The sequence below is a fragment of the Sphingomonas sp. SphC10 genome (assembly GCF_057004845.1).
On sequence record NZ_CM168044.1, the window covers coordinates 2,985,441 to 2,997,173 of the forward strand.

The 11,733-nt window shown below is 66.9% G+C and carries 12 protein-coding genes; 7 read left to right on the forward strand and 5 right to left on the reverse strand.

The window, feature by feature from the left end:
* The first annotated feature begins 63 nt into the window (after positions 1-63).
* Positions 64-2,355, forward strand: a complete 2,292-nt coding sequence (locus tag ACWKSV_RS13695; protein WP_056438718.1) for a CDC48 family AAA ATPase — start codon at positions 64-66, stop codon at positions 2,353-2,355.
* A gap of 152 nt (positions 2,356-2,507) precedes the next feature.
* Here ACWKSV_RS13695 and ACWKSV_RS13700 read toward each other — a convergent pair whose 3' ends face one another.
* Complete coding sequence (locus ACWKSV_RS13700; RefSeq protein WP_076717801.1) at positions 2,508-2,825, reverse strand: antibiotic biosynthesis monooxygenase family protein; 318 nt, start codon at positions 2,823-2,825, stop codon at positions 2,508-2,510.
* Positions 2,826-2,973: 148 nt separating this feature from the next.
* Here ACWKSV_RS13700 and ACWKSV_RS13705 point away from each other — a divergent pair, with 148 nt between their 5' ends.
* Positions 2,974-3,588: a class I SAM-dependent methyltransferase gene (locus ACWKSV_RS13705; RefSeq protein WP_056438713.1), complete on the forward strand. Its 615-nt coding sequence runs from the start codon at positions 2,974-2,976 to the stop codon at positions 3,586-3,588.
* Between the two features lie 127 nt (positions 3,589-3,715).
* On the opposite strand, the gene ACWKSV_RS13710 is transcribed toward ACWKSV_RS13705, so the two are convergent.
* Positions 3,716-4,903 carry a phospholipase D-like domain-containing protein gene (locus tag ACWKSV_RS13710; RefSeq protein ID WP_076717803.1) on the reverse strand — a complete coding sequence of 396 codons (1,188 nt, stop codon included), beginning with the start codon at positions 4,901-4,903 and terminating at the stop codon, positions 3,716-3,718.
* Between the two features lie 147 nt (positions 4,904-5,050).
* On the opposite strand from ACWKSV_RS13710, the gene rpoZ reads away from it, so the two are divergent.
* Complete coding sequence (rpoZ, locus tag ACWKSV_RS13715; RefSeq protein WP_042486773.1) at positions 5,051-5,395, forward strand: DNA-directed RNA polymerase subunit omega; 345 nt, start codon at positions 5,051-5,053, stop codon at positions 5,393-5,395.
* 111 nt (positions 5,396-5,506) lie between these two features.
* On the opposite strand, the gene ACWKSV_RS13720 is transcribed toward rpoZ, so the two are convergent.
* Positions 5,507-5,833, reverse strand: coding sequence for a hypothetical protein (locus tag ACWKSV_RS13720; protein ID WP_076714378.1), 327 nt, complete (start codon positions 5,831-5,833; stop codon positions 5,507-5,509).
* Positions 5,834-5,978: 145 nt separating this feature from the next.
* Here ACWKSV_RS13720 and ACWKSV_RS13725 point away from each other — a divergent pair, with 145 nt between their 5' ends.
* Entirely contained in the window at positions 5,979-6,443 is a 465-nt protein-coding gene (locus ACWKSV_RS13725) for a hypothetical protein (RefSeq protein WP_076714380.1), read from the forward strand.
* A 175-nt stretch (positions 6,444-6,618) separates the two neighbouring features.
* Here ACWKSV_RS13725 and ACWKSV_RS13730 read toward each other — a convergent pair whose 3' ends face one another.
* Positions 6,619-8,028: a M20/M25/M40 family metallo-hydrolase gene (locus tag ACWKSV_RS13730; protein WP_076714382.1), complete on the reverse strand. Its 1,410-nt coding sequence runs from the start codon at positions 8,026-8,028 to the stop codon at positions 6,619-6,621.
* A gap of 247 nt (positions 8,029-8,275) precedes the next feature.
* On the opposite strand from ACWKSV_RS13730, the gene ACWKSV_RS13735 reads away from it, so the two are divergent.
* Positions 8,276-8,929: a queuosine precursor transporter gene (locus ACWKSV_RS13735; RefSeq protein ID WP_082442340.1), complete on the forward strand. Its 654-nt coding sequence runs from the start codon at positions 8,276-8,278 to the stop codon at positions 8,927-8,929.
* A gap of 48 nt (positions 8,930-8,977) precedes the next feature.
* On the forward strand, positions 8,978-9,877 hold the full coding sequence (argB, locus tag ACWKSV_RS13740) for an acetylglutamate kinase (RefSeq protein ID WP_076714383.1): 900 nt from the start codon (positions 8,978-8,980) through the stop codon (positions 9,875-9,877).
* Positions 9,878-10,156: 279 nt separating this feature from the next.
* On the opposite strand, the gene ACWKSV_RS13745 is transcribed toward argB, so the two are convergent.
* Positions 10,157-10,318, reverse strand: a complete 162-nt coding sequence (locus ACWKSV_RS13745) for a DUF1674 domain-containing protein (protein WP_076714385.1) — start codon at positions 10,316-10,318, stop codon at positions 10,157-10,159.
* A gap of 68 nt (positions 10,319-10,386) precedes the next feature.
* Between ACWKSV_RS13745 and ACWKSV_RS13750 the strand changes: the two genes are divergently transcribed.
* On the forward strand, positions 10,387-11,730 hold the full coding sequence (locus ACWKSV_RS13750) for an RsmB/NOP family class I SAM-dependent RNA methyltransferase (RefSeq protein WP_443026375.1): 1,344 nt from the start codon (positions 10,387-10,389) through the stop codon (positions 11,728-11,730).
* The last annotated feature ends 3 nt before the right edge of the window (positions 11,731-11,733 follow it).

The window sequence follows — 11,733 nt, forward strand, 5'->3', positions numbered from 1 at the left end:
GGATCGGAACCCGCCCCCACGTCCCGCGCTTTCGTGTTTCAGACACTTTGCCAAGGGACGATCATGGCCGACAGCGACGCGCCGACCCGCAAGATACAGGTGGCCAATAGCCGCCCCGAGGATTCGGGCCGGGGCCTCGCCCATGTCCCGCGCAGCCTGATGGCGGCGCTGGGCATCACCGAGGGCGACGTGGTCGAGATCGTCGGCAAACAGGCCACCCCGGCGCGCGCGGTCGCCCCCTATCCCGAGGATGAAGGGCTGGACCTCGTCCGCATCGACGGATTGCAGCGCGCCAATGCAGGCGTCGGCTCGGGCGATTTCGTCGAGGTGCGCAAGGTCGAATCGAAGCCTGCGACCCGTGTCGTCTTTGCCCCTGCGCAACAGAATCTGCGGCTTCAGGGCTCGGCCCAGGCATTGAAGCGGACCTTCTTCAACCGGCCGCTCTGTCAGGGCGATGTGGTGGCCACGGCGGGGCAGCAGCGGGTCACCAACATGCCGCCGGGCGTCGCGCAGTTCATGAACGCGCCCGCCTATGCGCTCCAGGAAATCCGCCTCGCGGTCGTCGCGGCCAGCCCCAAGGGGGTCGTCCATATCGACGAGAATACCGAGGTCGAGCTGCGTCCCGAATATGAGGAACCGCGCGAGGCGAGGCGCGCCGACGTCACCTATGACGATATCGGCGGCATGGCCTCGACCATCGACCAGCTGCGCGAGATGGTCGAGCTGCCGCTACGCTATCCCGAATTGTTCGAGCGGTTGGGCGTCGAGCCGCCCAAGGGCGTGCTGCTCCACGGGCCACCCGGCACCGGCAAGACGCGGCTGGCCCGTGCCGTCGCCAATGAGTCGGATGCCCAGTTCTTCCTGATCAACGGCCCCGAGATCATGGGCTCGGCCTATGGCGAGTCGGAGCAGCGGCTGCGCGAGATTTTCGAGGAGGCGACCAAATCCGCCCCCTCGATCGTCTTCATCGACGAAATCGACTCGATCGCCCCCAAGCGCGACCGCGTGCAGGGTGAGGCGGAGAAGCGGCTCGTCGCACAGCTGCTGACGCTGATGGATGGGCTGGAAGCGCGCGCGAACCTGGTCATCATCGCCGCGACCAATCGGCCCGAAGCGATCGACGAGGCGCTGCGGCGGCCGGGTCGGTTCGACCGCGAGATCGTGGTCGGCGTGCCCGATGAGCGCGGGCGGCGCGAAATCCTGGGCATCCATACGCGCGGCATGCCACTGGGCGACAAGGTCGATCTGAACGAGCTGGCGCGCACCACCTTCGGCTTTGTCGGCGCGGATTTGGCCGCGCTGACCCGCGAGGCGGCGATCGAGGCGGTGCGGCGGATCATGCCGCGCCTGAACCTGGAGGAGCGGACGATCCCGGCCGAAGTGCTCGACACGCTATCGGTGACGCGCGAGGATTTCCTGGAGGCGCTGAAGCGCGTCCAGCCCTCGGCGATGCGCGAGGTGATGGTGCAGGCGCCGACCGTGCGCTGGGAGGATGTCGGCGGCCTCGACACCGCGCAGATGAAGCTGAAGGAAGGCGTCGAACTGCCGCTGAAGGACCCGGATGCGTTTCGGCGCCTGGGCATTCGGCCCGCCAAGGGTTTCCTGCTCTATGGCCCGCCAGGCACCGGCAAGACGCTGTTGGCGAAAGCGGTCGCGCGCGAGGCGCAGGCCAATTTCATCGCCACCAAGTCGAGCGACCTTCTGTCCAAATGGTATGGCGAGAGCGAGCAGCAGATCACTCGGCTGTTCGCCCGTGCGCGGCAGGTGGCGCCGACCGTGATCTTCATCGACGAACTGGATTCGCTGGTCCCGGCGCGTGGCGGCGGGCTGGGTGAGCCGCAGGTGACCGAGCGGGTGGTCAACACCATTCTGGCCGAGATGGACGGGCTGGAGGAGTTGCAGTCGGTCGTCGTCATCGGCGCGACCAATCGGCCCAATCTGGTCGACCCCGCGCTGCTCCGGCCCGGTCGGTTCGACGAACTGATCTATGTCGGCGTGCCCGACAAGGCGGGGCGGCGGCGTATCCTGGGCATCCAGACCGCCAAGATGCCGTTGGCCGAGGATGTCGATCTGGACGATGTGGCGGCGCGGACCGACCGTTTCACCGGTGCCGATCTGGGCGATGTGGTGCGCCGGGCGGGCCTGATCGCGCTGCGCAAGTCGCTGGGCGCGACTCAGGTCGATATGGCGGCCTTTGACGAGGCACTGACCGAGGCGCGGGCGAGCGTAACCCCGGAAATGGAGCGCGATTACGAACAGATCGCCGCCAAGCTGAAGCAGGAGGCGGCTGCGATCCAGCCGATCGGCTTCATCGCGCCGGGCATGCTGACGCCGCGAGGGGACAAGCAGCCGTAACGGAAGCCTAAGCCCCTCCTCCCGGCAGGGGGGAGGGGTTTGGGGTGGGGGCAGGGCCGCAAGCGATGGTCTCTGTGAGACTCCTTGCCCTCCCCCATCCCCTCCCGCCTGCGGGAGGGGCGTGCTTGCGGCGCGCTTTGGATTCCAAACGGCTAAGTTTGGTCCCACTCATAACTCCGCCCAACCTGCGCCACGGCCACCTCATACCGCGAATACCATTCCGCCCGCCCCCGCTCCCGGATCGCGGCATGGTCCGGGTGCGCCCGCCACGCCAAGGCGCTGGCTTCGTCTGCCCACCAACTGACGGTGATCCCGATCCCATCCGCCCCGCGCGCACTGTCGACGCCACGATAACCCGGTTGCCCGGCGGCCAGCCGATCCATCGCCTCCGCCGCCGCGGCATAGCCCGCCGCATCGCTCTCCGTCCGCGTCGACACGAAAATCACCGCGATCTGCCCTGTCCGGTCCATGCCAAATTCCCCGTCGATCGAGTCCGCTTTGCGACGGAATGCACCGCGCCCGCGCAACCCAATAGCTTGAAAGTCGTTCGGCACCTGTGCGACGAGGGGGTTTCCCTCGCGCGTCCCTTACGCGGGGATCACGAACGACAGGAACTCGATGCCCAGCTCGACCACCGCCGCGCGCAAGTCCCGCACCGACGCCACGGGTTATCCGTCGCCCGGCCAGATGTTCTTTCAGCAGTTCCTGAAGCATCCGGTGATGGTGGGCTCGATCATTCCGTCGTCGGGCAAGCTGATCCGCAAGATGCTGGCCCCCGTCGATTGGGCCAACACCAAGTTGTTCGTCGAATATGGCCCCGGCGTCGGCACCTTCTGTCGCCCGGTGCTGGAGCGCATGGCGCCCGACGCGACGTTGATCGCGATCGATACCAATGCCGATTTCTGCGACTATCTGCGCCACACGATCATCGATTCCCGCTTCAAGGCGGTGAACGGGTCGGCGGCGGACGTGCAGAAGATCGTGCGCGATCATGGTTTCGACCATGCCGATTATGTCCTGTCGGGCCTGCCCTTCTCGACCCTGCCGCCCGGCGTCGGTCCGGCGATCGCGCAAGGCACGCATGACGTGCTGCGCCCCGGCGGCGCGTTCCTGGTCTATCAGTTCAGCCCCAAGGTGAAGGACTTCCTGGTCCCGCACTGGTCGAACATCGACCACGATATGGAATGGTGGAACGTGCCCCCGGCGCAGCTCTACTGGGCCTGGAAGGACTGACACCCATTCCTCCCCTGTAAGGGGAGGGGAACCAGCGAAGCTGGTGGAGGGGTGTCGCCCTCTCGATAGCGGGACACCCCTCCGTCAGGCCTGACGGCCTGCCACCTCCCCTTACAGGGGAGGAATTTTAGTCCCCGTCCGGCGCCTCGATCCCGAAGTTCAGCCCCCGCGATACCGACGGGTCGATCACCGCGATCAGCAGATATGCCGCGAACTGGCGCAGCCGCTGGAACCAACCGGTATTCCGCTTGTACCAGTCGGGGGTGATCGCCTCCGACCGCGCGACCTCTCCATCGATATAGGCGCGGACATGGGCTGCGAAGGCGGCGTCCTCCACCCTGAGCATCAGTTCCAGATTCACGAACAGGCTGCGCATGTCGAAATTGGCCGAGCCGACATGCACGGCATCGTCGATCACGTATAATTTGGTGTGCAGCTTGGTCAGCTGATATTCGAAAATCCGCACGCCCTTGCGCAGCAGGCCCGCATAGGTGAAGCGCGCGGCGGCGATCGTCGCCTCGTTGTCGGACTTGCCCGCCGTCACGATCCGCACCTCGGCCTCGCGCCGCCCCGCCCGGTCGAGGCGGCGCAGCATGGTGGGGCTGGGCGTGAAATAGGCGGCGATCACGTCGATGCGTCGCCCCCGCCGCATATCGTCGCGCACGGTTCGCGCCCAGGGCGACAGCCGCCGGGTCGGCCCGCCGATCAACCAGCGCAATCTGCCCTTCGACTCGCTCCAATGCGCCAGCGCCTTGTTCAGGTCGCGAAGGCGCCCCTTGGGATCTTCCGTCCAGGCGAACAGCGCATCGAAATATCCCGCCATCCGCGCCGCCGCCGAACCCTCGACCAACAGGCCCAGATCGCGCCAGCTCTGGTCGGCGGGGGTGCCGAAATAATCATCCTCAATATTGAAGCCGCCGATGATGATCGAGGGGGAGGGCCCTTCGGCATCCGCCAGCGCCAGCTTCTGATGGTTGCGCAACAGATAGCGGCGGCCGAAGCGCGGCTCGAACCGTGAAAGCCGCGCACCCGTCTCGACCAGCGGGCGGAAGAACGCCTCGTCCGCGCCCGCCCCGAATCCGTCGACGATCACCGACACCGAAACGCCGCGCCGGGCCGCCGCGATCATCGCGTCGCGGACCCGCCGCCCGGTTTCGTCATCGGCATAGATATAATAGAGGATGCGCAACGACACCTGCGCCCCGTCGATCAGCGCCAGCACCGCCTCCAGTCGCCGCGGCCCCGTGTCGAGCAGGGTCAGCCGCTGCCCATCGACCTGGAAACCGGGCTGCTCGGGCGGATGGGGGGCGGAAATGGCGCGGCTCCTTGGGGTAGGTGATCCTGTTGAAAACGTAACGATCCAGGGGGCAGGGGTGTTGCAAGCCCAAGGCTTTTGACTTGGGCGGCCTTTGCTGCTAGGCGGCACGCTTTCATCCCAGCATTATTTGCGAAGGACACACGCATGGCGCGCGTCACCGTCGAAGATTGCGTCGACAAGATTCCCAACCGTTTCGATCTGGTGCTGTTCGCGGCGCAGCGGGCCCGTCAGATTTCGGGCGGGGCGGATCTGACCGTCGACCGCGATCGCGACAAAAACCCGGTCGTCGCGCTGCGCGAGATCGCAGAGGAAACGGTTCGTCCGACCCATCTGGAAGAAGCCGTGGTCAACAGCCTGCAGCGCGTCCAGATCGACGACGAGGACGAGGCGGATGACGTCGGCAGCCTGCAGGCCTCGGCCGAGGCGCTGCGCCTGACCGCCGCCGCTCCGCCGCGCAACCAGAATCTGGGTGCCGATTACGACGGCTGATCGGCTGCGGGCCGATCGCCGGGCGTGATCGCCGAGTGTATCGCACAGCAAAAAGGGGCCGACGCTAACCCAGCGTCGGCCCCTTTTCCGTTGCGCGTCGGGGGGCGGGGCTTACCAGCCCCAGCCGTGATGCCGCCATGAATCCCAATATTGCGCCTTCTTCGCCTCATGCGCGAAGCGGGCGGCCTGTTTGGCCTCCGACCGGCGGATCGAGGCATCATGCGCATAGGCATTGGCGGCGCGGTAATCGCCATAATAGGCGGCTTCGTCGGCCGCGCGCTGGTCCCGGCCCGCCTGATAGGCGCGATACCGGGCATCCTGATGCGCCTGTTGCGCGGCATAGCCGTCATAGCGCCAGTCCTGCGCGCCGGCGGCGGTGGCCGTCAGCATCGCCCCACCGGCCAGGGCCACCAGCAATCCGGTCTTGAGCATCTTCATTGCCAGTTCCTCGAAACGTATTCGCTCCCGTATGTTGCAGATATTGAGGCATTTGATCTGAACGAAGCATGGCGGCGGCGTTCAGCCAATTGGCAGCTTGCGACGGGCGCGACGCCCCAGCGGTTGAAGGAACGGGAGAGCCGAGATGATCGCAGCATTGATCCTGCAAGCCAGCATCACCGGGCCGTTACCCGATGATGTCTGGGCGGACATGACCTATGAGCCGTCACTTGCCTATAGTTCGGAAACCGTCGCGTTTCTTCGCGACGAGGCCAGTAGCATGGCGGATCCCCGCATCCTGCGCATGACCTTACGGCGACACGGCAAGCCGACCGTCATCACATGGGCCGATAGCCGGACATGTCCCGGCGCGGCCGAAGCCGTCCGCCATTTGCGATCCATCCCCATGCCGAGACCGTCGCTGCCCAGCGACCCGGCGGACTTGATCCTGGACGGCGTGGGCTATCGGGTCCGTTTTCGGGCGCATTACGGCTCGGAAATCGGGTTTCCGGTCGAGGTCGATTCGAATGCCGGCACGCCGCTGGCCGAATGGGTGAACCGGACGCGCGCGATGCTGAAACCCTGCTGGACGACGACCCGCCCCGGTTAGGGCCACGGCGCGATCCACCCCTCCCCTTGTCCGAGGGCGGGGGGAAGACAGGCCTATGGGCATGCCGACCCTGCCCGGATGTGCAAACCGTCGCACTCTCGGATGGGGAGCACGCGCATCCCCCGGCTCGATGTGAAAAACCGCCGCCCGCCGGGCACGGGCGGCGACGTTTCACTCAATATGCATAAGCCTTCACCAGATCGTAGAGATAATCCCGCCCGTCATAGAGCGAGCTGACCCGAATCCGCTCGTTCAGGCCGTGGATGCCCGACATGTCCTTCTCGATGAAGATGCCCGGCGCGCCGTAAACGGGAATGCCGATCGTCTGGAAGAAGATGCCGTCGGTCGCCCCGGTGGACATCATCGGGACCAGCGGCACGCCGGGGAAGTGCTTGGCCGCCAGCGTCTTCATCGGGCCGATGATCTTCGGGTCCAGCTTGGGCGAAATCGCGGTCGGGCGCACCGGCTGGTTGGCGGTGACGGTGACCTTGGCGCCCGCCAGCTCCTTCAGCCGGGCCAGCGTGCCGTCGACCGTCTCACCGGGGAAGATGCGGCAGTTGATATTGGCCGTCGCGCGCTGGGGCAGGGCGTTTTCGGCATGGCCCGCCTGGAGGAGCGTCGCGACGCAGGTGGTGCGCAGCGTCGAGTGCAGCGCCTTGTCCTGGCTGACGATCGCATCCGCTGCCTTGTCGTCCGGATTGGCGAGCAGGCGGGTAATCGCATCGCCCAGCTGGCCGCCGACCTTCTGTGCGGTCGCGGTCAGGAAGGCGCGGGTGGTGTCGGTCAGGTGGATGGGAAACTCGTAACCCTGCACCGCCTTCACGGCATCGGCGAGTCCGTAGATCGCGTTTTCCGGCGTCGGCTGCGAACTGTGCCCGCCCGGATTGGTGGCGAGGAAGGTATAGTTCTGCGCCGCCTTCTCGCCGACCTGCACCGCCAGCAACTCGCGCTTGCCGTCCGAATCGAGCCGCCCGCCGCCGCCCTCGTTCAGGACGAATTCGGCGGCGATCAGGTCGGGCTTGTTCTTGGCCAGCCATTCCGCGCCGTTGAAGGCGAAGGTCGTTTCCTCGCCACAGGTCAGCGCCATCTTGATCGTGCGCTTGGGCGGGGTCTTTTTCAGGCGGATCAGCGTGTCGGCCCAGATCGCGCTCATCGCCTTGTCGTCGACGGTGCCGCGTCCATAGAGGAAGCCGTCCTCCTCGATCAGCTTGAACGGATCGCGCGTCCAGTCCTCGCGCTTGGCCTCGACCACGTCGAGATGGCCGAGCAGCAGCATCGGCTTCAGCTTCTTGTCGGTGCCGGGCAGGATCGCGACGATGCCGCCGTCCTTGGGATGTTCGGGCACCGCGAACAGGGTGATGTCGGCGTCCTTGTAGCCCGCCGCCTTCAGCCGGTCGGCGATCTGCGCGGAGGCCTGGGTGCAGCTGCCGACCGACAGGCTGGTGTTGGTTTCGACCAGCTGCTTGTACAGGTCGAAGAACGCCTTCTGGTCGGGCCTCCCTTGCGCCGCCGCGATGCCGGGCAGCATCGCCCCGGGAATCGCCAGTGCCGCCGCCACCCCGCCGAGCCATTTAGCCAACCGCATGTGATCCCCCTCTTTTCTGTGTCGGCGGGGAATAGAGCCTGTCACGGGGTGCGGTGCAAGCGGTTGAGCTTGCCAATTCCTCCCCTGCAAGGGGAGGTGGCGCGCGCAGCGCGTCGGAGGGGTGTCTCGCTATCGAGAAGGGCGACACCCCTCCGTCAGGCCTCCAGCCTGCCACCTCCCGTTCCAGGGGAGGGATGTGACGCCGCTAATCCTTTGCCCCGGATCGTTTTCGCGCTAGCAGTCGCCGATGGACCAGCCCGACATTTCCGCTCGCCCCCGCCTGATTTCGCCTTCGCTCTTTGCCCTGTCGATCTTCTATGGCGGCATGGTCTGTATCGCGGGCGTGCTGGGCAACAAGCAGGTGGCGCTCGGCCCGCTGGCGGTGGAGGCGGGCATCTTCGCCTTCCTGCTGCTGGTCGTCACGTCGAGCGCGGTGGCCGAGCTGCACGGCCCCGCCACCGCCGGACGGCTGGTGCGGGTGGGCTTCGTGCCGCTGCTCGTGTCGCTGGTCCTCTCCTTCGTCGTCTACAAGCTGCCCGCCTCGCCGGAGATGATCCCGGCCAATCGCGATGCGATCCAGCTGGTGCTGGGATCGACCTGGCGGATCTGGATGGGGGGCATCGTCGCCTACGGCGTGTCGCAGACGCTGAACGTCACCATCTTCGCCGCCCTGAAAGGACGCGAGGGCAGCAAGCTGCTCTGGCTCCGCGCGGCGATCGCCAGCATGCTCAGCCAGGTGGTCGACACGCTGCTGTTCGTGACGATCGCCTTTTACGGCGAGTTTCCCGTCGGCCCGCTGATCGTGGGGCAGATGATCGCCAAGGTCACGCTGTCGGCGATCCTGGTGCCGCCGTTGATCTATGTCTTCGTGGGGCTGGGGCGGCGGCTGGACCGCGCCTGACCCATATTGCCGGTTTTCCCCGCTCCCGACCCGCGATAAAGGGCCGCCATGACCAACCACGATCCCGACGCCGCCCTGCTCGCCAAGGCTGAGACGCTGACCGAGGCGCTGCCCTATCTTCAGCGTTATGCGGGCAAGACCTTCGTGGTGAAATATGGCGGCCACGCCATGGGCGATCCCGAGCGGCAGCGCGACTTCGCCGAGGACATGGTTCTACTCAAGGCGGTCGGCATCAACCCGGTGGTCGTGCACGGTGGCGGCCCGCAGATCGGCGCCATGCTGAAGCGGCTGGGCGTCGAATCACAGTTCGTCAATGGCCTGCGCGTCACCGACCGCGAAACCGCGCAGATCGCCGAAATGGTGCTGGCGGGTTCGATCAACAAGGAAATCGTCAGCTGGATCTCCGCCGCCGGGGGCCGCGCGGTCGGCATCTCGGGCAAGGATGCGGGCCTCGTCATCGCCGAGAAGATCCAGGGGCGCGAGGCCGATCCGCTGAAGGGGATCGAGCGGCATGTCGACCTGGGCTTCGTCGGTGAGCCGGTCGCGGTCGACCCGCGACTCATCGAAAGCCTGTGCGCCGACGGCATCATCCCGGTCATCGCGCCGGTCGCCATCGGGCTGGACGGGCATACCTATAACATCAACGCCGACACCATGGCGGGCGCGATCGCCGCGCGGCTGGGCGCGTCGCGCTTCTTCCTGCTGACCGATGTCGCGGGCGTGCTGGACAAGCAGGGCGAGCTGATGACCGACCTCAACCCGGCAAAGATCGCGGAACTGCGCATCGACGGGACGATTTCGGGGGGGATGATCCCCAAGCTGGAAACCTGCGTCAACGCGGTGGAAGCGGGCGTGGATGCGGCGGTGATCCTGGATGGGCGCGTGCCGCATGGGATGCTGCTGGAGATCTTCACCAAGCAGGGGGCGGGGACTTTGGTGCGGCGGTGATTTTTTGCTTGAGGTGAGGTCGGGGTGTGGCCTTCGACTTCGCTCAGGCTGAACGGGGGTAGGGCGGTAAACGCCTGCCTCTTGCCGCTCCCCTCCCGCAGGCGAGTTTCAGGTCGGTCATGCCCCCGGCATGACCTAAACGATGCGGGGCATCGTTTACCTGAAACTGGGATGGGGGAGGGCAAGCCCCAAGCGATAAACTCTGCGAGGCTCCGTGCCCTCCCCAAACCCCTCCCGCGTGCGGGAGGGGCTTAAAAGAAGAAGGGTAAGGGCTTCCCCTCAAAAATCGACCGCTACGCCCTTCAACTCCCAATCCCCATAGCGCACCGGATTCTTCCCCAACGGGTCGTCTTGCGGCTCCGGCTTGGCCTCGGGCTGCGGCACGGGCGGGTTCTGCGAGAGATAGGCGGGCGGCTTCACATGGTCGGGGCGCTGGCCCATGAGCGGTCCTTTCGACTAAGGGGACGGAATATTGCAGCCCATGTCGGGGCTGACAGGAGTTTTGCCAAGTGACACGTCCTCCCCAATCGCCGACCCGTGGCCGTCCCGATCGTCGTGGTGGCCCCAAGGGCGAGGACCGGCGCGGGCGGCAGCAGCGCCCGACCGAGCCGCTGGGCACCGCGAGCCGCCGCGCCGCCATCCGGCTGCTCGACGCGGTGCTGCGTCGGGGCGAGCCGCTGGAGGCCGCCCTCGCCTCGGCGACTCGCGCGCTGCCGGGCGGGCCTGATCGGGGCCTGGCGCACGCCATCGCGGCGGAGACGCTGCGCCGCCTGCCCGATCTCGACGCGCTGATCGACTCGGCGACCAAGCAGCGCCTGCCCGACGATGCCAAGGCGCGCTTCGCCCTGCGCATCGCGCTCGTCCAGGTGCTGGCGCTGGGCACGCCGCCGCACGCCGCCATCTCGACCGTGCTGCCGCTGGTCGATGGCGGCCCGCGCAAGCTGGTCCACGGCGTGTTCAGCACCATCACCAAGAGCGGCGTGCTGCTCCCCGAAATCCCCGCTCTGCCCGACACGGCCGAGGCCCGTTGGGAAGAGAATTGGGGCGAGGAGATGGTCGAGGCCGCCGCCCATGCCATCGCCGCGCCGCCGCCGCTCGACCTGACTCTGGCCGATCCGTCCGCGACCGGGGAATGGGCCGAAAAGCTGGGCGGGATTAGCCTGTTGCCCGGTCATGTGCGTTTGCCTTCGGGCAGCGCGGTGATGGAGTTGCAGGGTTTCGACGAGGGCGCCTGGTGGGTGCAGGACCTCGCCGCCTCGATCCCCGCACGGCTGCTGGGCGAGGGCAAGGGCCATGTGCTCGACCTGTGTGCCGCACCGGGTGGCAAGACGCTCCAGCTCGCCGCCGCCGGTTGGACCGTCACCGCGATCGACCAGTCCGAGTCGCGCCTTGCCCGACTCGCCGAGAATCTGGAGCGCACCAACCAGTCCGCCGAAGTCGTCACCGCCGACCTGCGCGAATGGAGCCCGAAGCAACCGGTCGACGCGATCCTGGTCGACGCGCCGTGCAGCGCCAGCGGCATCTTCCGCCGTCACCCGGACGTCCTCTACCGCGTCCGCCCCGCGATCATCGCCGAGATGGCCGCGTTGCAGCGCGTGATCCTGGCGCGCGCCGCCGACTGGCTGAAGCCCGGCGGGACCTTGGTCTATGCCACCTGCTCGCTGGAGCCCGAAGAGGGCGAGCGCCAGATTGCCGCCTTCCTGGCCGAGCGGCCCGATTATGCGCTGTCGCCGATCACCGGCGAGTGGCCGGGGATCACCGAGGAGGGCACGATCCGCACCCTGCCGACGATGCTCGCAAAGGAAGGGCGGCTCGACGGGTTCTTCATCGCGCGGCTGCAACGCAAAGGCTGACTT

Coding starts and splice junctions, on each gene's coding strand:
- ACWKSV_RS13735 (WP_082442340.1), top strand. CDS start 8,276: ATGGACCAGCCCGACATTTCCGCTCGCCCCCGCCTGATTTCGCCTTCG.
- ACWKSV_RS13705 (WP_056438713.1), top strand. CDS start 2,974: ATGCCCAGCTCGACCACCGCCGCGCGCAAGTCCCGCACCGACGCCACG.
- rpoZ (WP_042486773.1), top strand. CDS start 5,051: ATGGCGCGCGTCACCGTCGAAGATTGCGTCGACAAGATTCCCAACCGT.
- ACWKSV_RS13730 (WP_076714382.1), bottom strand. CDS start 8,028: ATGCGGTTGGCTAAATGGCTCGGCGGGGTGGCGGCGGCACTGGCGATT.
- argB (WP_076714383.1), top strand. CDS start 8,978: ATGACCAACCACGATCCCGACGCCGCCCTGCTCGCCAAGGCTGAGACG.
- ACWKSV_RS13745 (WP_076714385.1), bottom strand. CDS start 10,318: ATGGGCCAGCGCCCCGACCATGTGAAGCCGCCCGCCTATCTCTCGCAG.
- ACWKSV_RS13700 (WP_076717801.1), bottom strand. CDS start 2,825: ATGGACCGGACAGGGCAGATCGCGGTGATTTTCGTGTCGACGCGGACG.
- ACWKSV_RS13695 (WP_056438718.1), top strand. CDS start 64: ATGGCCGACAGCGACGCGCCGACCCGCAAGATACAGGTGGCCAATAGC.
- ACWKSV_RS13720 (WP_076714378.1), bottom strand. CDS start 5,833: ATGAAGATGCTCAAGACCGGATTGCTGGTGGCCCTGGCCGGTGGGGCG.
- ACWKSV_RS13725 (WP_076714380.1), top strand. CDS start 5,979: ATGATCGCAGCATTGATCCTGCAAGCCAGCATCACCGGGCCGTTACCC.